The sequence below is a fragment of the Streptococcus constellatus subsp. constellatus genome, assembly GCF_023167545.1.
In the GTDB taxonomy this organism is placed as follows: domain Bacteria; phylum Bacillota; class Bacilli; order Lactobacillales; family Streptococcaceae; genus Streptococcus; species Streptococcus constellatus.
This window is the reverse complement of the sequence record NZ_AP014647.1, coordinates 458,008-480,780: the sequence shown is the minus strand read 5'-3', so window position 1 is coordinate 480,780 and position 22,773 is coordinate 458,008. Positions and strand designations below refer to the sequence as shown.

The 22,773-nt window shown below is 37.2% G+C and carries 17 protein-coding genes, 1 pseudogene and 1 riboswitch; of the genes and pseudogenes, 5 read left to right on the top strand and 13 right to left on the bottom strand.

The window, feature by feature from the left end; genetic code table 11:
* Window positions 1-20 precede the first annotated feature (20 nt).
* Window positions 21-173, bottom strand: a riboswitch (M-box (ykoK) riboswitch).
* A gap of 68 nt (window positions 174-241) precedes the next feature.
* Together SCSC_RS02410 and SCSC_RS02400 are read right to left on the bottom strand one after the other, a co-directional pair.
* Window positions 242-1,408 carry a MalY/PatB family protein gene (locus tag SCSC_RS02410; protein ID WP_006269830.1) on the bottom strand — a complete coding sequence of 389 codons (1,167 nt, stop codon included), beginning with the start codon at window positions 1,406-1,408 and terminating at the stop codon, window positions 242-244.
* A gap of 268 nt (window positions 1,409-1,676) precedes the next feature.
* Entirely contained in the window at window positions 1,677-3,305 is a 1,629-nt protein-coding gene (locus SCSC_RS02400) for a putative polysaccharide biosynthesis protein (RefSeq protein WP_006269843.1), read from the bottom strand.
* An 85-nt stretch (window positions 3,306-3,390) separates the two neighbouring features.
* Here SCSC_RS02400 and SCSC_RS02395 point away from each other — a divergent pair, with 85 nt between their 5' ends.
* Together SCSC_RS02395 and SCSC_RS02390 are read left to right on the top strand one after the other, a co-directional pair.
* Window positions 3,391-4,836 (top strand): UDP-N-acetylmuramoyl-L-alanyl-D-glutamate--L-lysine ligase, encoded by a 1,446-nt coding sequence (locus SCSC_RS02395; protein ID WP_006269845.1) that lies wholly within the window; start codon window positions 3,391-3,393, stop codon window positions 4,834-4,836.
* Window positions 4,837-4,973: 137 nt separating this feature from the next.
* Window positions 4,974-5,906 (top strand): IS30 family transposase, encoded by a 933-nt coding sequence (locus SCSC_RS02390; protein WP_022524711.1) that lies wholly within the window; start codon window positions 4,974-4,976, stop codon window positions 5,904-5,906.
* A 108-nt stretch (window positions 5,907-6,014) separates the two neighbouring features.
* Here the strand turns inward: SCSC_RS02390 and SCSC_RS02385 are convergent, their stop codons facing one another.
* The 8 genes from SCSC_RS02385 to SCSC_RS02350 form a co-directional block, all read right to left on the bottom strand.
* A complete protein-coding gene (locus tag SCSC_RS02385) occupies window positions 6,015-6,773 on the bottom strand; it encodes a CPBP family intramembrane glutamic endopeptidase (protein WP_006269860.1) in 759 nt (252 codons plus the stop codon).
* A gap of 396 nt (window positions 6,774-7,169) precedes the next feature.
* On the bottom strand, window positions 7,170-7,868 hold the full coding sequence (locus tag SCSC_RS02380) for a DUF1803 domain-containing protein (RefSeq protein ID WP_006269858.1): 699 nt from the start codon (window positions 7,866-7,868) through the stop codon (window positions 7,170-7,172).
* Complete coding sequence (locus SCSC_RS02375) at window positions 7,861-8,373, bottom strand: YiiX/YebB-like N1pC/P60 family cysteine hydrolase (protein ID WP_006269874.1); 513 nt, start codon at window positions 8,371-8,373, stop codon at window positions 7,861-7,863. The genes SCSC_RS02380 and SCSC_RS02375 overlap by 8 nt, the downstream gene beginning before the upstream one ends.
* Before the next feature lie 50 nt (window positions 8,374-8,423).
* Entirely contained in the window at window positions 8,424-9,359 is a 936-nt protein-coding gene (locus tag SCSC_RS02370; protein WP_006269856.1) for a manganese-dependent inorganic pyrophosphatase, read from the bottom strand.
* Window positions 9,360-9,502: 143 nt separating this feature from the next.
* Entirely contained in the window at window positions 9,503-10,300 is a 798-nt protein-coding gene (gene pflA / locus SCSC_RS02365) for a pyruvate formate-lyase-activating protein (RefSeq protein WP_006269862.1), read from the bottom strand.
* A gap of 154 nt (window positions 10,301-10,454) precedes the next feature.
* Complete coding sequence (locus tag SCSC_RS02360) at window positions 10,455-11,117, bottom strand: ABC transporter ATP-binding protein (RefSeq protein ID WP_006269884.1); 663 nt, start codon at window positions 11,115-11,117, stop codon at window positions 10,455-10,457.
* Window positions 11,104-11,979, bottom strand: coding sequence for a hypothetical protein (locus tag SCSC_RS02355; protein ID WP_006269867.1), 876 nt, complete (start codon window positions 11,977-11,979; stop codon window positions 11,104-11,106). Before SCSC_RS02355 ends, SCSC_RS02360 begins: the two co-directional genes overlap by 14 nt.
* A gap of 435 nt (window positions 11,980-12,414) precedes the next feature.
* Window positions 12,415-12,750, bottom strand: coding sequence for a hypothetical protein (locus SCSC_RS02350; protein WP_006269863.1), 336 nt, complete (start codon window positions 12,748-12,750; stop codon window positions 12,415-12,417).
* Between the two features lie 378 nt (window positions 12,751-13,128).
* Between SCSC_RS02350 and SCSC_RS02345 the strand changes: the two genes are divergently transcribed.
* Window positions 13,129-13,971, top strand: a complete 843-nt coding sequence (locus tag SCSC_RS02345) for a helix-turn-helix domain-containing protein (protein ID WP_006269872.1) — start codon at window positions 13,129-13,131, stop codon at window positions 13,969-13,971.
* 149 nt (window positions 13,972-14,120) lie between these two features.
* Here SCSC_RS02345 and SCSC_RS02340 read toward each other — a convergent pair whose 3' ends face one another.
* From SCSC_RS02340 to treP, 3 genes are all read right to left on the bottom strand, one after another.
* On the bottom strand, window positions 14,121-16,319 hold the full coding sequence (locus SCSC_RS02340; protein ID WP_006269883.1) for a DUF8508 domain-containing protein: 2,199 nt from the start codon (window positions 16,317-16,319) through the stop codon (window positions 14,121-14,123).
* Between the two features lie 158 nt (window positions 16,320-16,477).
* Window positions 16,478-18,109 (bottom strand): alpha,alpha-phosphotrehalase, encoded by a 1,632-nt coding sequence (gene treC / locus SCSC_RS02335; protein ID WP_006269850.1) that lies wholly within the window; start codon window positions 18,107-18,109, stop codon window positions 16,478-16,480.
* Between the two features lie 180 nt (window positions 18,110-18,289).
* Window positions 18,290-20,302 (bottom strand): PTS system trehalose-specific EIIBC component, encoded by a 2,013-nt coding sequence (gene treP / locus SCSC_RS02330; protein ID WP_037565804.1) that lies wholly within the window; start codon window positions 20,300-20,302, stop codon window positions 18,290-18,292.
* Between the two features lie 174 nt (window positions 20,303-20,476).
* Between treP and treR the strand changes: the two genes are divergently transcribed.
* Window positions 20,477-21,187, top strand: coding sequence for a trehalose operon repressor (gene treR, locus SCSC_RS02325; protein ID WP_115342909.1), 711 nt, complete (start codon window positions 20,477-20,479; stop codon window positions 21,185-21,187).
* Window positions 21,188-21,374: 187 nt separating this feature from the next.
* Window positions 21,375-22,641 (top strand): annotated as a pseudogene (locus tag SCSC_RS02320) (ISL3 family transposase).
* Window positions 22,642-22,773: the final 132 nt, after the last annotated feature.

Below are 22,773 nucleotides of genomic sequence, written 5' to 3'. Positions count from 1 at the left end.
ACATGGCAGGACTGTATGTCTTGTGTTACCGTTCAAGCTTTAACTCCGTAGGGCAGTGAAATGACATTAGTCAAAACCTTAGCGATCTCAACTGCTAACCAGCGCATAGTGTCTCCACTACTTTGCGGTAGTCATCCGTATCCCTATGGTAGCCTCACCTACCGATTTTTCATACTAACTATACTCCTCTTAAGAACGATTGTCAACCAAAAGTGACTGTTTTCGAACATTTCTTTTTATTTTATTTGGGCAAGCAACACACGATTCTCTTACAAATCTCTTCTACCAAAGACTTAGGCGCTGCAATATTTAGTCTCGCATGCAGCTCACCCTCACTTCCATAATCACTTCCCCGATTGAGAATGACTTTTGCTTGGTCATGCAATAAAGTAAAGAGTTCATCATCTGTCAAACCATAGTTACTGAAATCAAGCCAAATCAGATAGGTCCCTTGTGGTTTCATTACTTTTAAACGCGGAGCCTCTTTGGCAAAATACTCCACTGCAAATTGAATATTTTCTTCTAACACAGCTTTTAATGCCACTAACCAAGGTTTCCCATAACGATAGGCCGTTTCTGTCGCAATGTAGCCTAAACTTGACACCTCATGGTGGTTATTAACAAGTTGCTGGTGTTTAAACTGTGCACATAGCGTAGGATTTTCAATAATGGCATAGGAATTTTTGGTGCCTGCAATATTAAAAGTCTTGGTAGCACTAGAAAGTACCAGAGCAAAGTCTTTAAAATCCGGTGAAACAGTGTTAAAGGAAACATGTTCATGGCCAAATAACGTCAAATCTTGATGAATTTCATCTGATACCAAGATAACATGGTGTTTTTGACAAAGATGACCTATCTGTTCTAAAACTTCCCTTTCCCAAACACGTCCCCCTGGATTGTGCGGATTACAAAGAAGATAGAGTTTCACATCATTTTCAACAATATCGTTTTCCAATTGTTCAAAATCAATTTGAAACAGACCATGTTCTTCTTTTAGAGAATTGGATACTAAGTTTCGATTATTTAACTGGACACTACGAGCAAAGGGTGGATAGACAGGAGAATTGATTAGGACCGCTTCTCCTTCTTTGGTAAAGGCTTGAATCGCAATAGAAATGGCTGGCACAACACCTTCCACAAAAACAATAGAATCCTTATCAAACGAATACTGATGTTCGCTTTTTTCCCAATCCAACACCGCTTGGAGCAACTCATCACTCGCATACGTATAGCCATAAACTAACTGTTCTGCATAGTCGTGAATCGCATTTTTCACTTCTGGCATGACTTCAAAGTCCATATCTGCAATCCATGCTGGTAGCAATTGAGGATCAGTCTCTGTTTCTTTCCATTTATAAGTGTGATGAGACAAGCGATTCGGTGCTGTTTGAAAATTGTATTTGCTCATATTATACCTCCAAAGCAAATGTTAAATCTGTTATCAAATCTTGGCTATCCTCAATCCCAATGGACAATCGGAAAAAATCATCTGTTAAATCATAGCATCTTGATATCTTCGCTAGAATAGCCTAGCATTAAATATCCTTTCAAAAAAGCTGCTCTATAATTTTTATTGAAGGATTCATCATTTATAAACTTTTATTGCAAGAATAGCTATTTTTATTATAGCTTAATTTTTATAAATTTTCTACAACATTAAAAAGCCTTACGACCTTTTAATGAATATGAAATTTTTCACGTAAAACTTGAGCTTTTTCACCAATAAATCGATCTAACAAGCGAACCCGCAAAGCCATTGCTCCATAAATGATAATTCCCAGACCACCAATCATAATTAAATAAAGCATGCTAGAAATGCGTCCATTTGGATAAAAGACAACTCCCAGTACCACTTCCACAATGGCAATTAAAAGAGACATGATAGCAGTTAAAATCCCTATCAATAAACTCCGTTTAACGAGAATTCTTTGATTGAGTCCTGTTACTTGGCGAATGTGTTGGTACATCAAAACAATTGGAACAATCAGTCCGACTGTCGTTGCAAGAAGCGGACCATAGGCTCTGAATAAATAAATAAATGGAATTTGCAAAATAAGCTTAACAAGAACTCCATAGCCAAAATAGATAATAGCTTTGCGATTTTGGAAAAGCGCTTGAATCATTGGCGACAAGACAGTATAAATGCCTAAAATAATTGTCTGTAACATAGCAAAAATGAACAAACCTAAAGCTAAACGATCTGGTCGCCCATAAAAAATTGTGTATAATGGACGCGCCACTAAGACAGAGCCAATTGTTGCTGGTAAGAGAAATAACAGTAACATACTTAAGTTATCTTGAACAAGACGTGCTGCAGACTTCAAATCACCTTTGACATAGTTTTCTGTTAGCAGTGGAATTCCTACACCCCCGATAGAAGTCGCTACCGCAATCAAAATCATCGTAATTTTATTGGGATTAGCGGAGAAATAGCTAAACATAACCACCAGCTGAGAATTCGTATAGTTCGTAAACCATTTCATAACATTGATAAAAGTTACTTGGTCAATAATCTGGAAAAGCTGAATGGCAGAACCAGTAATAATAAACGGAATAGCTTCCCGAATCGTATCCACTAAAAGAGCACGACTGTTAATGTTGGTGCTTGACACTGGCTTATGCAGAATGGATGACAGCAAATTCGCTTTCCAGAGGAAATAAACCAAAACCGCCATACTGGCAAACATGCCAATAAAAGCAGCAAATGTTGATTGTGTAACTGCAGCAGCATAGTCTTTAGAACCCAATTTCATAATAAAGAATGTTGTCAAAAGCATCCAAATAACACGAATCACCTGCTCAGCAATTTGACTGATTGCATATGGTTTTAAATTGTTAAATCCCTGGAAAAAGCCACGGATAACACTCATAGCTGGGAATACCAGTACTGCCCAAGATAGGCTTTGCATGACAGGAATGAGTTCTTTTCCAACGCCTGATACATGCGCAAAGAAAGGTGATAAGAGATACATCACCACTGCAAAAATGGCTCCCAACAAGAGCATAAATTTCAAAAATTCACGAATGAGGGTAAAACTATGATCCTTTTGATCCATTGTGTTGTATTTCGCAACTTGCTTAGCGACCGCAACAGGTACGCCTGCTGTGGAAATCAGAAGAAACCAAGCATAAATATTATATCCCATCGTAAACAAGCCATTAGCTTCTGCACCATGTTTGCCCATCCAGATATACCAAGGAATGATATAAATCGCCCCTAAAAAACGGCTGATAAAGTTACTTGCTGTCAACCAAGCTGTCCCTAGAAGCATTTGTTTTTGTTGAGTTGTTGTTTGTTGATCCATACATAACCTCTAAAAGTAGTCTTATCTTATTATAAACTTTTCCTTTCCGCTTGTAAAACCTCGCCATTAGGTTTACAATAGAAATATGATAACAATTGAGAACGCATTAAAAATTTTAAAAAATGATCACAATTTCCGCGAAATCATTGATAAAGGTGAATACTATTATAACATTACTGATGTCACATTTGATAACATCAGCTATGACAGCCGCGATGTGACTGCTTCAACTCTTTTCTTTGTCAAAGGTGATAATTTTAAAAAAGAATTTTTGGGAAAAGCGATTGAATCAGGCTTACGGTTCTATGTCAGTGAGACGGATTTTGAAGTAACTATCCCAGTGATTCTAGTCAATGATGTCAAACAAGCCATGAGTCTTCTTGCCATGGAATTTTATGGAAATCCGCAAGACAAACTCAAACTGCTCGCATTTACAGGAACCAAAGGAAAGACAACTTCGGCTTATTTTGCTTATCACATCCTCCAACAAAGTCATCAGCCTGCCTTGTTGTCTACTATGAACACGACGCTTGACGGAGAACATTTCTTCAAATCTACTTTGACAACACCGGAAAGCTTAGATTTGTTCAAAATGATGGCGACAGCGGTTGAAAATGGCCGAACTCATCTGATTATGGAAGTTTCCAGTCAGGCTTATTTAAAAAAGCGAGTTTACGGTTTAACCTTTGACGTTGGTGTTTTCCTTAATATCAGCCCTGATCATATCGGACCAATTGAACATCCGACATTTGAAGATTATTTTTATCATAAGCGACTCCTCATGGAAAATAGCCGAACTGTTGTCGTTAATAGCGAAATGGATTATTTCCAAGTGGTGGCTGAGCAAGTTGCATCTATAGAACATGATTTCTATGGACAATATTCCGACAATCAAATTCATCATTCGCAAGCATTTTCTTTTGAAACAAGCGGAATCCTCACAGAAAAATTTGACATTCAGCTAATCGGACGTTTTAACCAAGAAAATGCACTTGCTGCTAGCCTTGCCTGTCTACGCTTAGGTGCCACTATTTCTGATATAAAAAAAGGCATTGCTGCTACACGTGTACCTGGGCGCATGGAAGTGCTGACTCAAAACAATGGTGCAAAAGTTTTTGTTGATTATGCGCACAATGGTGTCAGTCTGGCTAATCTCCTATCTGTCGTTCAAGAACACCAAAAAGGCAAAATTGTTTTAGTGCTTGGTGCAACCGGAAATAAAGGAGAAAGTCGTCGCAAAGATTTTGGACAACTACTCAATCGCCATCCAGAATTGATAGTTATCTTGACAGCAGATGACCCTAACTACGAAGATCCGATTGCCATTGCTAAAGAAATTGCCAGCTACATTTCTTTTGACGTTTACACGATTGCAGACCGCAAAGAAGCTATCAAAAAAGCTCTTAGCTTAACAAACAAAGAAGGCGATGCTGTTATTCTAGCTGGTAAAGGTGCTGATTGTTACCAAATCATAAATGGAGAAAAAACAGACTATCTAGGCGATTACGCGATTGCGGAAAGGTATTTATAGAATTGAATAAAGGTCGAGATAACAGTCTTCGACCTTTAATTATTGATAAATTGTAAAATATAGTGCAACAAAAAACCCATAGGTTCTCAAATCGTGTAAACTGTAAGTAAGCACACAAACAGACACGAGGAGATCCTATGAGCTACTTACATATTACCATAATTGATCGGCTAAAGATAGAAGCATATCTTGAAGCAGGTTTTAATCAGTCCTATATTGCAACTAAGTTAGGTTTTCACCGTTCATCAATTAGCCGAGAAATCAAACGGTGTCCAAATAAATATTCTGCCGAAGAAGCACAAAGGCAATATGAGGAATTATCTAGACTTAAGGGAAGGAAAACTGCATGTACTTCACTGATGAAGAAAAATATAGAACGTCATTTAAAAGCATCCTGGTCACCCGAGCAGATTCATGGGCGTTATCAGTACGAAAATAAGCCAATCGTATCGTTTAAAACGATTTATAATTGGATATATAATGGCCAACTCGAAGTGAGTGTAGAGACGTTAAGACGAAAAGGTAAAATACGTGAACCCCATGAGACGAGAGGGAAATTCATTATTGGTAAACCTATTTCCAAACGACCTAAAGAAGTGAAGAGGAGGCAAAGTTTCGGTCATTGGGAATTAGATACCATGGTTTCTTCCAGAGGGAAAAGCAAAGGATGCTTGGCTACATTTGTAGAGCGAAAAACACGTTTTTATCTGGCATTTAAAATACCTGACCGATCAGCTAGGTCAATGTTTTCAGTCATAGAAACACTTCAGAAGATTTTTCCTAAGAACTTTTTAAAAACATTTACATCAGACAGAGGAAAAGAATTTGCTTGTTATCCTCAAGTGGAAGCTTTAGGAATAGACTTTTACTTTGCGGACGCTTATTCATCTTGGCAAAGAGGAAGTAATGAAAATTCAAATGGATTGCTTAGAGAATATTTTCCTAAGAGGACTAATCTAACCGACATTACTGATGAATCGTTAGTAAATGCTTTACTTGCTATAAATCACCGTCCAAGAAAATGCTTAGGTTACAAAACAGCATTTGAGGCTCTTATGGATGAATTTTAGATTTGTTGCACTTTTTTTTGCAATTTATCTATTGAAAAAACAACAACTTTATATTAGTAAAGTAAAATAAGCATCATTTTTTAGAAATCAGAATCTTGCCTTATGATTTTACTTTCTCCAACTAATCAAAACATACATTAGACTTGAACCATAGATATCCGCAAGAGCATGCGCGAGGAAGAAAGGTAAGAGATTTTTAACCTTATATTTGTAAAGGCAATAATATAGAAGTCCAAAACCAACACCGATCGTCAGTGCCCAGAGCATTCCATAATAAGTGTGGAAAGAAACACGAATGATCATCGAATAAAGAAGAACCCACCATTTATATTTTTCTTTTACCGAGGTTAATAAGCCTAAGAAGAAAAATTCTTCATAAAAGCCATTTAGCAAAGCATAGAGAATCATCATCGGTGTCAAATCGGTAAACTTACGGAAAATTTCTAATAGATCAATGTATTTCCATAACTGGGGATCAAAATAGTTATATTCTCCGCTAAGGGTCGTCACGGTATCTGCTAGAATCCCCATCACCGCAAAGATAAAAGGAATCCAAAAGAGTACCGACCACGATAGACGAATCGGCAACTGCTTAAAGTCAAATCGACGAAACAACAAATATACTACCGTCAGAGCTAACATGAGAAGTTGTAATTCTAAGTTACTAGAATAAGCGGCTCCGTCATTTGCTGTTTTACTAGTTGCATCTGCTACTGCTGTTGTAGTGGACGGAGACAAGCTAGCAAGATAAAGTTCTGTTGAACGATAGATAAATCGCCCAAATAGCAAGACCGTCACGATGACAATATCAAACCATTTCAGATACTTCAGGGGTTGAGTGGGACAAATTCTTGCTAAAAGATTCACGATATATTCCTTTCATAAAACGAAATGGGAGAGGGACGGAACTCAAAACTAAAAATCTTTAGTTTATAGTCTCACTCCGCAAGGTTGCTCAACAGTCTGGGAGCCTGTTGAGGTGGCGAGTGCGGAAAACGAAATTTTCATCAAAAGTACTCTTCCGAGCTTGAAAAGCGAACAAACCTTGAAACTTGCTTTACCCCCCTATCCGCCAATTCAAAGCTGTGTTTTTGACACATCTTCATGGAAGGGTTCTTTTCAACCTCCAATAGTCCAGTGGACTATTGGAGCAATCAGCTACTGCATCGTTGATTTATTGCACCGTATCCTTTGAAGCTAGAGACTTTCATCCCAGCCTCATACCAACCATAACCATTGTACCTATAAATCTATCAAAAAATCTCAAAATTTTATTATTCTATGATGTTTATTGTAAAAGTCTACAGACTTTTGTACACGAAAGGTTAAGGTTTCTTTATCAAAATCCAGTTTCAACTCATAGTTTCCTGATTCGTTAGGTACGATATAGCCTAAAATCACTAGAGCATCTACAAAAATATCGTGCCGTTTTTGCATCAGCTCAGTTTTACGACCATACTTTAGCAGAAAAGTTGTCATATATTTTAGAGCATACTCCGGATTAACATCTCCTATCAACTTATAAAGCTTTTGTTGCTGATTATTCAATGGATATTGTTGCTTTAGCTTATAAAAATAATTGGAAAGTGTCAGCTGCTCTCTGAGAAAATCTGTTGTTTCCACTAAAATAACCTGGTTGGTCTGATTGGTCAAGCGTGTCTTAAAGCGCACATTCCGCAATTCTTTATAAAGAGAACTGTCATCTCGTACAAATACTTCCTGATCCAAAGACAAATCCGTCACATTTTGCAGTAGAGGAAGGGTTTGTTGATACCGTTTGTTTGCTCGAACCACATAGCCTGCCTTGATATAGTCCTCTATAGAGCGATCAATATTGGAAAAGTTTGCAAATTCGCACTTTATCTCTCGCAAAGTAACATCATCATGTCGGTCTAAATAATTTATCAATTCATGAAAAAAAGGCTGACGTGTTAAACGACTGGGATTGATTACTTTAATCATCTAATCTTCCTTTATAAACTAATTTTTCGGATTGAGCCAATTGGCTAGGATTGGTTCCTGGCTGATGAAGAGGAACTGCTAAACCTAACTCTTTGTAATACTGCTGCCAAAAAGGAGCTATTTTCTCTTTTTCATCACCGAACTGCATAGGAATGGTTTCAAAAATGGGGAGGATTTCTGCAATATATTCAGAACAATAAAAGCCTGTCGTATCTGGATAAAAGCTATTATTATAAGGTTTATAAAGGTGTTGCTCTGCTCTTTTCCAGACAGCTTTTACATCTATGTCAGAACAAGCATAAACAGCATAACATTCATCAACCTGTAAAAATTGATCTATCGGTTCTTTAATGACACCGCGCTTGCTTGTCGCATGGTAAATCCAACCAGCAAAGAAGATTGCCACATGGTTATACCAACCAGTTGATCGCTGAATGGCCTCTGCTATATCAGATTGACTGGATACAAAAATTAAATCTCCATTTTGTAAATCTTGAATCTTCATAGAACTATTGTATCAAAAAAGGAGCCGAAACTCCTTTTTCTTCCAAATTTTTATCCATTAAAACTTTCAGTCAATTGTGGTACAACTTGTTTTTTACGAGAAACCGCACCAGCAAGGAAAGCATGATTATTTTCAAGTGTGAAATGGAAAGCTGCTTCCACTTTATCCATATTGCCTCCAAGTGCAAGGATTTCTGAGTTAGAATTGATAATATCGGTAATCATCAAAACGAAGTCAGAATAACCATTAGCCGCATTTGTTTTTTCAATAGCTGCTTCCAGTTCAGCTTGACGTCCTAAGACTTCTGCAATATCAACTGTGTTGACTTGTGCTACACGAACTTGGTTTCCGTTTAATTCAAATGTTTTAGCATCAATATCAATCAATTCCTCGGCTGTTTTGCTAGCTAAGTTGGTTCCAGCTTTAAGCATAGCCAAACCGTATTCTTCCAAATCAACTCCTGCAAGCTCTGCCAACTCAGGTGCAATCACTTTATCACTCGGATGAGTGGTTGGTGATTTCAGAAGAAGCGTGTCTGAAATCAAACCTGAGAGCATCAAACCTGCGAGTTCTTTTGGTACAGCTACACCAGATTCTTTAAACATGCGATAAACGATAGAAGAAGCTGAACCGACAGGCTCCAAACGCATATAAAGTGGACTAGCTGTTTCAAAATTTGCCACACGATGGTGATCCACAACGCCATAGACTTCTACTTCTGCAATGTCAGAAATAGATTGTTGAAATTCATTATGGTCTGTTAAAATGACTTGCTCAACTCCTTCTGCTTTGGCAGATGTCACCACACGCGGTGCCGTTACTCCAAAATAATCCAAAACAAAAGCTGTTTCTTCATTTGGTTCTCCCAAAGCAACCGCTTCTGTATCCAAGCCATAAGCTTCACGCGCAAGATAAGCAAAGGCCACAGCTGAGCCAATCGCATCTGAATCTGGATTTTGATGACCGAAAACTAAAATTTTAGACATGATCGTACCTCGTAAACTTTTTATATACTTTATTTTAGCACAATTTTAAGATTTTCACAAAGAGAGGAATAGAAAAGCACCCAATCGTTAGTTTTCCTGTCTAACTTTTTGAGTGCTGATCAAAATCTCACTTCCTGCTTTTATTAACTATTATGTATGCGGTTCATATACTCGGTATAAGATTCTGTTTTCATAAGTTCTTTGGCATTTGCTACTCGATCAGCAGTTGGCGGCTTTATACCTTCTAATGGATAAGGAGTGCCCAATTCACGCCATTTAAATTCTCCCATTGTATGATAAGGTAGCACTTCAAATTTATCAACTGTTTTTAACGTTTTAACAAACTCACCTAATTCTTTTAAGTCGTCATCACGGTCTGTTAACGTTGGAACCAAAACATGGCGAATCCACATTGGAACACCTTTATCAGACAGATATTTTGCACATTCCAAAATATTCTTATTGGTGTGCCCTGTCACAAATTTATGCTGGGCATCATTGATTTCTTTAATATCCAGCAACACTAAATCTGTCACTTCAAGCAGGCGATCAAAAACTTTGAGATACTCTGGTGTATTGCGGAACGGCATCGCACAAGTATCTAAAGTGCAATGAATTCCCAATTCTTTAGCTTTGGTAAAAAGTGCAGTCACAAAATTAATCTGCAAAAGAGCTTCACCACCACTTACTGTAATCCCACCTTTTTTACCCCAAAAGCCACGATAACGAAGCGCTTCTTGCAAAACGTCTTCAACCGTTCGCTCTCTTGAATTATTGGTTTCCATTGCCCATGTATCTGGATTGTGGCAATATTGGCAACGCATTTTACAACCCTGTAAAAAGACAATGAAACGGATACCAGGCCCATCAACAGCTCCAAAACTTTCAGTCGAATGGACCATACCTGTTACTTTTCCATAATCAATGACTTCTTTTTCCATCGTCTTATCCTCTTGAAAACGTTTTATAATACTATTATAACACTTCTTTTCTAGATAGAGGGACAATTTATCTATTTTTTAGAAAATAATCTGTTTTTCAGTTTCATTTTCAATATTTTTCAAAAGATAAGAATTGATAGAATAATTTAAAATTTTATTTCTTCCATTCATCTAGTCTATAATTTTTTATATTATAGATATGGTTTGCTATTGATTGTATTCTTTCATCATGAGTGGCAATAATAATAATTTTCCCACTTTCTCTTTCTTTCATAAATAAATCTATTACTAGCTGAAGATTCTCTTTATCCAGATTAGCAGTTGGTTCATCTGCAAGAATAATGTCTGGTTCTATCATAAGACTACGAATAATAGCAACACGTTGCTTTTGTCCACCAGAAAGAGATCGAACCTTTTTGTTAAGAATGGTTGATAATTCAAAATATCTTATCAAAACTTGCATTTTTGTTTCAATTTCTGTTTTAGATAAATCTTTTCGATAAAGACACGGAAGCATTAGGTTTTCTTTGACAGTATAATCTTCTATTAGTGCAAAATCTTGTGGTATATACCCAATATGCAAACTACGAAAGGAGCTCATTTCTTTGTCATCTTTCGTATTAAGCATCTCCCCTTGATAAAAATATCGTCCAGCATCAATAGGTTTTAATCCTGCAATAATATTTAAGAGTGTAGATTTTCCAATACCAGATTTTCCAAAAAGCACAGATATTTCTCCAAAATCTGCATGAAAGTTCAAATCTGTGAAAATTGTTTTTCCTTTAAAGGATTTTGAAACATGTTCAAGACAAATCATAGAGAACTCCTTTCAAACGACGTTTACTGATGATAAAAGCAGCAACAAAAAGTAGAATATTTAAACCTCCAAGATAGATATAATCCGCCCAAATAAACTTTATATTTAAAATACTTACATAAACAAAAAATCCAAGGAAAGCAAAGATAATGGGAGCAATCAACAAATAACTTAAATTTTGACTTATTTGTTCCCCGCTCAAACCAATAAGCCGCAAAACCTTTATTTCTGATTGACAGATTTTTATTGTTACTCCTAACAACCAATAAATTATTATTGAACTAAAGATAAATAGAATGCTTGAGATACTTATTCCAAAAATAAAATTGGTGATATAATAATCATGCTGTGATTGATAAGTTTTAGAAAGAGTACGAAGAGTTATTGGAAAATTAATTTTTTTAAATTCTGCGTTTAACTCTTGGGCTTGTTGTTTTTCTAAACGGCGAATTAAAATATTATCCAATAATAAGCTATCCCAATCATTTGATAAGAGCGATGATTGTAATACAGAATCCGTTAAAGGCTGTAATTTTCCACCTTTTAAGTAATTCAACTTTTGATAGTAAAATGGTGATGTCTCACCTAGTTTCCGAAGATAAGTAGATAACACTTTATACAAGGACCTCCTCTCTTCTTTACTAGCATCTTTTACTAGACCAGAGGAATCTGCAGAAGGATTATAGACTGTTTCATAACTATTTTGTCTACTTTCTTTTTTCAAAATTTGTAGTGCTGGGTATACTCGAATCAATTGACTACTTTCATTCCATAAAAAAAGGTTCATACAAAATCCAATAAAAATCAAAAATCCGAAAAGATACCACCGCTTTTTGAGAATTACTATATAAATGCTTTTCATAAGAACCTCCTTAAAGAAATAAAATAGAGAGGTAGATTGATAAAAAATAATAGAAATCCTATCCCTATTAAATGACATAAAAGAATAAGAGATACTACCCTCTTACATAACTGACAAATAATAACACTAGAAATAAGTGTAGTAACCAATGTTAATCCATGAATACAACTGTAATCATATAAAAAACGAATCCGTGCTTTTCCCAGAAAATGATGAATTGAAAACTCACGACGATATGATCGTAGTGTAAAAATGGTCATCGCACTATTCACAAATATACAAGCAACAACCAAAAACCATCTTTCACGATTGTTATAAAAAAGGAGAGATAAGAATGAAATTGTCCCAAAATCTAGTACAATTATTTTTTTGTAATAATCGTTGATTAACTTTTTCATACCTCTCTCCTCTATCTTAAATAATAAACAACATTAACTATAATTTATAGCGGAATGTGGTTTTTGGAGCCCAAGGATTCATTGAGTCCCATATTGTTACACTATCGTATACCATTCCATTATCTGTACGCCAGCTATCTTTATACGCTGTTGCTCCGCCTAGAAATGAGCCATTTCGATAATATTTAATCCATGTGCTATTCCCACGATGATTAGTCCATGCTTCACCGATATAGCGAACCTGAAATTGTTCAGTATTTCTAACACCATTAGAACCGTTTCCGTAAGTCGCAGCAAATGCTGTTACTCCAGTATTACTTAATCCTAAGATAGTTAACGATAAAATGATACATTTTTTATAGCCTTTTCTCATTTTGATTTTCTTTCTTAATTATACCCTAAATTGAACAGTATTACTTACTTTCTATCAATACTATGAAAAAAACTATACCAATATGTAACATATTTCTTCACCACTTAAATATAGTTTCCGTTTGTTTTTCTCCTTTCCATAGTGGTAAAAAAATTTACTTTATTATAATTTCCACCAGTGTATCCATCCATCTGACGATAAAAATGAAAAAATAAGTACAGTGAAAAATACCAGTGAAGCAGCTAAGCGTTTCATAAAAATTCCTCCCAAAAAGTTTTTTAAGATTTATTTTCCCTTTTTCTATATGATATCATGAGAACAGAAAAATTACATAAACTGTCAACTTTAGGAACATATTTTATATAAGGAGATAAAATTATGAGATGGGATTTTGGTACAATCTTAAAAGAAATTCGACAATCAAAGGGTTTGACACAATTAGACATTTGCAGAGATAACTTATCACGTGCAACACTCTCTAAGATTGAGAATAATAAAGAAATTCCTAATGTAGAAAATTTTGAATATATCTTAAAGCAGTTAGATATGAGCTTTGAAGAGTTTAATTACATTTGTCACACTTATCTCCCCTCAGAACGCTCAAAAATTATTCAACATTTTGAAAATTCTCATACTGTGTATAAAACAGCTAAACATTATGAAAACATTTTAGAAGAAAGTAACCATTATTTAAAAACTCACAACGACCTTCCTATTGAAAATATTGCAAAAATTTCTCACTTATGTCTCTCAATTTGTAAAAATAGAGATAATGAACATTCATATTTTCTTGCACAAGAACTTTGGAAAGAACTTGATAAATGTGACACATGGTATCTATCTGATTTACGTAAATTAAACGCTGCTATGATTCTTTTTCCTATAGAACAGATAACGGAAAGTATGGATAAAATTTTATTATCTTTAAAAAAATACAAGAATTTTAAAGAAATAAAATCATGGGAATTTGCTTTTCTAACTAATATGAGCACCATTTTCTTAAATAAAGGAATGATAAAAGAATGTTTAAAAATTACTAAAATCACTTATCAGATTGCTCAAGAAACTCTGAGAGTTGATCAATTGGGTTTTGCTACTATTCGTTTAGGGATTTGTCAAAAAGATTCAATCTTAGTAGAAACCGGACTACAGCTTTTAAAGTTAGCTAATCTAGAGTCTATGTTACAGGGTTGTACAACAGAAATAGAAAGATATATGTAAAACTAGTCTAATATCAAAAAGAAAATGGCTTAAATACAGCATTTTTTAATGCTAAATCTAAACCATTTTAGAAAATTCTTTTTCTTGCTGAACATTTGTACAAATCTTCGCCTATGCTCTAACACCAAAATTAAAACTCTCTCGTTTATCTATGTCTTTAAATCCGTCACTTTCTTTCGCCAAAGGATGGTTGCGCTTAAGATGACAATCCCTACAACAGCGACTTCAGCGCCTGTTGTTCCTGTAGATGGTAAAATTCTCTTTTTAGTTGGTTTATCATCTTTATTTGGTGGCGTTGTACTATCACCACCGGAAGGAGGAGTTGGTTGTGGCTCATCCTTCTTACTGAAGTCAAGCTGTGCAATGACGGGATCATGGTCTGACGCCCGACCGTGCTCCTCCATAAAGGAAGCATTGATATGAACTGGTGAGAATACTGTTTTATCAGCAATATTTTTTGAAACGAAGATATTGTCTAAACTTTGATTGCTACCACGGTAAAAATAAGAATAGCGGTCTGCTGCGTCGTGATTCAGCATCATATTGACTAATTCATTACCAGCCACTGCTTTGGCAGTTTCTGAAAATTCAAAGTCATTAAAGTCACCAGTTAAGACAAACTTCAAATTAGGATTTTGCTTTAAACCTTCTTTAACAAAAGCATTCAACAACTTCCCTTGCTCAATCCGCTGTGCTAATGTATTTTGCACTGCTGGTTGTTTAGAACCATATACTGCATCATCACCGAGTTTGGATTTTAAATGATTGGCAATCACGACAATATGCTCGCCCTTAAATTCAAACTCTGCTGCTAAAGATTTTCGAACTTTCGTAAAGGTTGGATTGGTTGGATCGATCCTTGCAGGATTTTTCACCAAATGCCCATCTTTGAAGGCAGCTGCTTCTGTGCTACTTCCTGCTTCACGCTCAACTAGCTTCACTCGTTGAGGATTATACAAGTAAGCCACACGAATATTGGAGCCCGGCTTTCCACCATCTGCTCCATCAACAGGGGCGACTTCGGTATATTTGTATTCTTTGCCACCTAATTGTTTAATTTTAGCAGCCAGTTTTTCACCGCTTTGCACACCGCTGACAGTACCATCATTAACGCTTCCATTATTGTCTTGAACTTCTATAAGGGTAATAATATCTGGACTGTGAATTTCGTTGATAAAAGATTTAGCAATTTTGTCTACTTTTGCGTCAGGTGTTTCACCCGCTGCATTGTTCGCCGAGAAGTTTTCAATATTGTAAGAAGCAATAGTCAATTTATCTTCACTTGGATAAATCTTAGAAACCTCTCTTTGTAGACCGCCATCTTGCAGATCTGGCAACTTCGTTGGCTCCAACTTATAAACCTTGCTGCGATAAGTTACAACACCAGAAACATCTTCATTAAAGTAATCTTTAGCTTTTGCAATATATTTATTCCCAACATAAACGGGGATAGTTGCTGTATTTTGGACATTAGGGCGAAGGTTGACACCACCGATATTATTGAGCGGCAGCGCTTGATAACCATTCGGCAAGAGATAAATATCTCCTCGATATTGTGGGCCAAGCACACGAGGTTTTTTCACTGTTGTCAACATACCCTCCAGACTTTCCCAATAATCCAATGCATCATGTTCTGGATCATAAGTAGTCGGAGTATTATCCACGATATCTTTTGGCATACGATCTGAAATATTAACTGGTTCTGGTAGTGCGGCTGTACCGTTTTTCGTTACCTTAGAAGCAAACAATTGTGTTACAGTTAAGCTGTCAGTTGGTTTACGGAAAGTTTGTCCAGGACGAACACTGAGTTCTTCCATATAACCTTCTTTGATTTGACCTTCAATCGTCAACTGATCGCCAACTGCAACCTTTTCTTTTGAGACGACATAAATAGCATCTGAGGTCTTAGCATTGCCATCAGCTTTGAGATCTTGTACATAAAAGCCATACCGATCTGTCTTTGTTACAACAACATTTGAAACCTTGACTTTCTTCCCATTATAAGGTGATTCATGGGCTTCCCCTTGTATTTGACCGATATTTACCACTGTTGTAAATTCAGAAGTTGTAACATGGGCTTCACCGCTTGCAGCTTCTGTCTTAGGCGTCTCTTCGCTTGTACTACTTGGCTCATTCGTATTGCTCGTTGAACTGTCAGAAATTGCTTCTGATGGCTGTGATTGTGTCGTTGAAGCAACTGAGCTAGATTTCGAAGTCGTTACAGATGATTCTGAGCTCGAAGATGAAGAACTTGTCTCATTCGCCTGAGCAAGAGGACTTAAAACAGTGCTAGCGAGCAAAATAGCTGTCGCAAACAAAACAGGTAATTGTTTTGATGTTTTTTTCATATATTCTCCTTTACATCATAAATTGGAAATCAGCTTTCCTTGAGATGTATTTCTACCGTAACTATTATAAATAAAACGGAAGAATATTGCAAGCGCTTTCTCTCGGGCTTTAAAAATCGGCTGAATGATTCAGTCGATTTTGGAATTTCTTACTGTATCTAGCGCTTATTCACAATAATTGCCAAACTTTCATAAGGTCTCAAGGTCACAACTGCTGCTATTTGAGCTACCTCACAATTAGAAAGGAGAACTTCACCATTCTGGTACTCCGGTAACACGTCTACTGTAATCGGATCTGAGTAGAAGTTATTGAGCACTAACAGTTTTTCATCACCCAATTGACGCTCGAAGGCATATACTTGCTGGCTATCTTCATAAGCTGGTTTGTAGCTGCCCTCCGCTATAAGAGGCAATTTTTTACGAAGAGCAATCAATTTTTGGTAAAAAGTAAAAATTGGACCTTGAATTTCATTATTAACATTGATTTCAGAGTAGGATTTAGCTGCTTTTAACCAAGGTGTTCCACTTGTAAAGCCAGCATTTTCTGAATCATCCCACTGCATAGGAGTTCGGGAATTGTCACGAGACTTAACCTGAATAATCTTAAACGCTTCTTCTGGTGTTTTGCCAGCATTTAATAGCATTTGATAAGCGTTGAAAGATTCGACATCTGCATAATCTTCCATGCTGTCATAGTCGGGGTCAATCATACCGATTTCTTCTCCCATATAGATATAGGGCGTTCCGCGAGACAGATGAATGCTTGCCGCAAGCATGGTCGCTCCTTCATTGCGAAAATTCTTAACATCTACAAAACGATTCAGTGCACGGGGTTGGTCATGATTATTCCAAAACAGAGCACTCCAACCGTTATGGTCGCTCATTTCTTTGCCCCATGTATGGAAAAGGCGCTTTAATTCTTCAAAATCAAAATTCTTCAACGTCCATTTTTGTCCATTTTCATAATCTACTTTTAAATGGTGAAAATTGAAAGCCATAGATAATTCGTGGCGTTCTGGAGCTGTATAAAGAATACAATTTTCAATGTTCGTAGCGCTCATTTCACCAACAGTCATAATAGCCTCATCCGTTCCAAAAGTCTCCTCATTCAACATGTGAAGATACTCGTGTACGATAGGTCTATCAGTATAGGCTGGCTTCCCGTCATTCTCCGGACAATTCTCTAATATTTCATCCTTCCCGATGACATTAATAACATCAAAACGGAACCCCTTCACACCCTTATCTAACCAGAAATGAACAACTTTAAAAAGTTCTTCACGGACACGAGGATTGTGCCAATTGAGATCAGCCTGCGTCACATCGTAAAGATGCAGGTAATACTTACCCGTGTCTCCAAAAGGAGCCCAAGCGCTGCCGCCAAACTTAGACAACCAGTCTGTCGGCTCATCACGTAGGAAAAAGAAATCCTGATAATAGTTATCTCCAGCCAAGGCTTTTTGAAACCACTCATGCTCTGTCGAACAATGGTTGAGCACCATGTCCAACATAAACTCGATGCCATATTCTTTTCCAACTTGAATCATTTCTTCAAAGTCGTCCATACTCCCAAAGAGTGGATTTACCGCAGTATAATCAGAAATATCGTATCCATTGTCATGCTGTGGACTAGGATAGAAAGGATTGAGCCAAACCATATCCACCCCCAACTTAGCAAGGTAAGGAATTTTTTCAATGATCCCTTGTAAATCTCCAATACCATTTCCTGTAGTGTCTTTATAAGATTTTGGATAGATCTGATAGACTACTTTTCTTTTATCGAATGTCATTTGTTTTCCTTTTCTATTTTACAAAAGAAAGAGATGGGGCTTACGCTCCCACCCCTGTATAGTTTTATATTGTATCACGAATTTCTTCAAACTTCATACTTATCAGAGAAGAATATTTTATTGCAGACTATACTTTGTTCAGTTATTCATTCACCTAGCTCAGTCTACCTGCGACGAATGTTAGCCAATTCGTGTAGCCGTCATGAGCTTATCACCAAGTTCAATCATCCGTGGAAGTTGACCACGTTCATCTGCCTGAAATTGATCTTGGTTGGTGATAATCACCGGCGTTTCTGTCACATAACCTGCTTCTTTAATTGCTGACATGTCAAAAGAAATCAACTTATCTCCCACACTAACTTTATCTCCTTGAGCCACATGAGCTTCGAAGCCTTTTCCTTCTAAATTCACCGTATCCATACCGACATGCATCAATAACTCGACACCTTCATCAGAAACGATTCCTACAGCATGTTTGGTTGGGAAAAGAACTGACACAACACCATTCACTGGTGCAACAAGTTCACCTTCGCTCGGTTCAATTACTACACCTTGTCCCATGACACCTTGTGCAAAAACAGGATCAGTTGCTTGGCTTAATTCTTTCACTTCTCCAGCAAGTGGGCTAGCAATTTCTGCAAAATCCACTTTTGGAGCTGCTTCTTTTGCTTCGTCAATGGCTTCAATTTGCGGTGATTTGACACTTTCATCTTCTGCTTTTGTAAACACACCTGTCTTACGGAAGAAGAACGTCAAAATCATTGGTACTGCAATAGCCACCAGCATGACAAATAAGAACGGTAGCATGTACTTCGCTTGAATAGACAAGATACCCGGAATCCCACCGATTCCGATAGCATTTGCTGTAACATTAAATGTTACAGACAAGAGGCCTGCAATAGAAGAACCAATCATCCCTGCCACAAATGGATAAACATATTTCACATTAACTCCAAAGAGTGCCGGTTCTGTGACTCCAAGATAGGCAGAAATTGTTGCAGGTAGGGAAATCTGTGCTTCACGTTCACTATGACGATTCATCAGATAATAAGCAAATACAGCTGATCCTTGAGCGATATTTGACAAAGCAATCATTGGCCATAGAGCTGTACCACCTGTATCGGCAACGAGCTGTGTATCAATAGCATTGGTCATATGATGCAAACCAGTGATAACAAACGGAGCATAGAGAGCACCAAATATCGCACCAAAGAGCCATTTAACGGGACCAGTCAACCCTGCAAGCACTGCTGTTGACAACCATTGCCCAAGTGTCCAACCGATAGGTCCAAGAACTGTATGAGCTAAAATCAATGCCGGAATTAATGATAAGAAAGGCACAAAAATCATGGATACAACTTCTGGAATCCGTTTCCGCCAGAAAATTTCAAGATAGGAAAGAGACAGGCCTGCAAGTAAGGCAGGAATAACTTGTGCTTGGTAACCAATCTTTCTGACGGTAAAGAAGCCAAAATCCCAAACCCATTTTTTGGCAATTTCTGAAGCTGGCGTACCAGCTACTGAGTAAGCATTGAGCAATTGCGGAGATACCAAACAGATTCCCAAGACAATCCCAAGAATCTGACTAGTTCCCATCTTACGAGAGACCGACCAAACAATTCCAACTGGTAAAAAGTGGAAAATCGCTTCACCAGGAAGCCACAAGAAAGAGTTAACACCGCTCCAAAACTGTGAAACATCCACAATCGTATTATAAACTGGTGTACCATCTTTAGCATACTGTGCTACACCATCAACGATCTTTTGCCCCAGAGCTTGAATTTGCACACCTTCCAAAATATTACGGAATCCTAGAATCAGCCCCCCAACGATAATCGCTGGAATGATTGGGGTGAAAATTTCCGCCAACATTGTCATCACACGCTGCACTAGATTTTGATTGCTCTTAGCAGCGGCTTTTGCTGCTTCTTTTGAAACACCTTCAATCCCTGATACAGCTGTGAAGTCATTGTAAAAAATTGGAACATCATTTCCAATAATAACCTGAAACTGCCCTGCATTAGTAAAAGTTCCTTTAACCGCCGGAATGGCTTCGATCGCTTTTACATCTGCTTTCTTCTCATCAGCTAGCACAAAACGCATCCGAGTCGCACAATGGCTAACTGCGGAGATATTCTCTTTGCCACCAATGGCATCTAATAAAATCTTGGCATCTTTCTCAAATTTTCCCATTTTCTGCTTGGCTAGGATCAACCTAACACTCTCCTTCTTTTTTCATCATTGTACAATTGATGTTTTTATTGTAAACGATAGTAAAGATGTATGCAAGTTGTGTGTAGCATATTCCTCATATTTTTGATAAAATTAGTATAGTTGTATGATAAAAAACAAACAAGTGAGGGGATTATGAAGAAATATGAACAAATTTTTAAACTCATAGAACAAGATATTCTAAATGAAAAATATCAAGTTAATGATTATCTCCCTAGCGAGCATGAACTCGTCCAAACCTACAAAGTCAGCCGTGATACCATTCGCAAGTCACTTGATTTACTTCAAAAAGCTGGTCTTATCCAAAAACTGAAAGGGCAGGGCTCTAAAGTTACTAAACAAGAACAGATTGACTTTCCTGTCTCCAATCTGACTAGTTACCAAGAACTCGTGCAACAGCATGGGATAAATTCTAAAACAAATGTCATTCAGTTAGAAAAAATCACGGTTGATAAAAAGTTATCCAATCTCACAGGCTTTCCTGAATATCGTCTGGTATGGCGAATTGTCCGCCAGAGAGTTGTAGATGACGTCGTTTCCGTCTTAGATATTGATTACCTTGATAAGAGCCTTGTCCCTTCCATGACTCGAGAAATAGCAGAACAATCGATTTATGCTTATCTAGAAGGAAAACTAGGGCTGCACATTGCTTATGCCCAAAAAGAAATCACAATTGATCCAGCTACAAACCGCGATAAAATTTTGATGGACATTGAAAATGATCAACATGTCGTTTCTGTTAAGTCCAAAGTCTATCTTACAGATGGACAGCAATTTCAATTCACAGATAGTCGCCATAAACTGGAAAAATTCCGTTTTATTGACTTTGCTAAGCGACAAAAATGATAACTACCTTTCAGAAATACCACTTTCACAACTTAAAAAAACTAAAAGAATCTGAGATTATTTCGGCTCTATAATTTCTGTAGTGGGTACCACCACTGTAGAAATGATGGAGCCTATTTTGTTGTAGAAAAAAAGTCCCATAAGACCTATAATGAAAAGTGACCAAACCATCATTAGAAAGAATCTTATGAAACAATTAAATTTTATCACAAACTTACTCGGAATAAAAGACCTTAACATCACTATTTTGGATGTTCTAGATGCTGGAACGCATAAAGAAATCATTGCTAAGCTTGATTATCCTGCGCCTAAATGCCCTCACTGCCAAGGACAAATGGCTAAATATGACTTCCAGAAAGAATCAAAAATTCCCTATCTAGAGTGTGCGGGATACAAAACGCTGATTCGTTTGAAAAAACGCCGTTTCTGCTATCAGGCTTGCGGAAAAATGGCTGTAGCTGAGACTTCCTTAGTCAAGAAAAATCACCAAATCGCAACCATCGTCAAGCAGAAAATCGCTCAAAAACTAATTGAGAAAGTCTCTATGACTGCCATCGCTGAAAGCTTAGCTGTCTCCACGTCCACAGTTATTCGCAAACTGAAAGAGTTTGAGTTCAAGACGGAACTCAACTACCTTCCAGAACACATGAGCTGGGATGTGGAAACAGTCAGGGAAGTGACTGTTTCAATCGGCAGATAGAGATGAGCTTCATTGCACAGGATTTCGATTCCAGAAAGATTATAGCTATCCTAGACGGACGAACCCAAGTGACGATTCGCAATCACTTCCTGCGCTATTCCAGACAGGTCCGAAATGGGGTGAAAGTCATTACCATGGACATGTTTAGCCCCTACTACGATAGTGCCAGAAAACTATTTCCAAACGCTAAAATCGTGCTGGATCGTTTTCACATTGTACAACATCTAAGTCGAGCTATGAACCGCCTTCGCATCCAAATCATGAATCAATTGAACCGAAAATCGCACGAGTACAGGGCGATCAAACGCTACTGGAAATTGCTCCAACAAGACAGCCGGAAACTCAGCGATAAACGTTTTTATCGCCCAACTTTTCGTATGCATTTGACAAATCAAGAGATTCTGGAAAAACTGCTCTCTTACTCTCAAGAACTACGAGAACATTATGAGCTCTACCAACTTTTACTTTTTTCATTTTCAAGAGAAACAAGCTGAACATTTCTTTGGACTCATTGAAGAAACAATTTCTTGTATAAATCCTATCTTTCAAACTGTTTTTAAGACCTTTATGAAAGACGAGGACAAGATCCTGAACGCACTGGAACTGCCCAAAACTAGAAGCTACTAACAACCTCATCAAGGTCATCAAGCGCAACGCTTTCGGCTTCCGGAACTTTGATAACTTTAAAACTAGAATTCTCATCGCTTTGAATATCAAAAAGGAGAGAACCAATTCGGTCCTCTCCAGGGTATGACTTTTGGGTAACCCACTACAGTTGACAAAGAGCCTAACTAAAAGGACTTAGTCCTGTGCAGTACAAAACTAAATCCTTTACTTAAATTATTTGTCTAACTTTTTGGGGTCAGTACAAGCATGTGGATTTTCA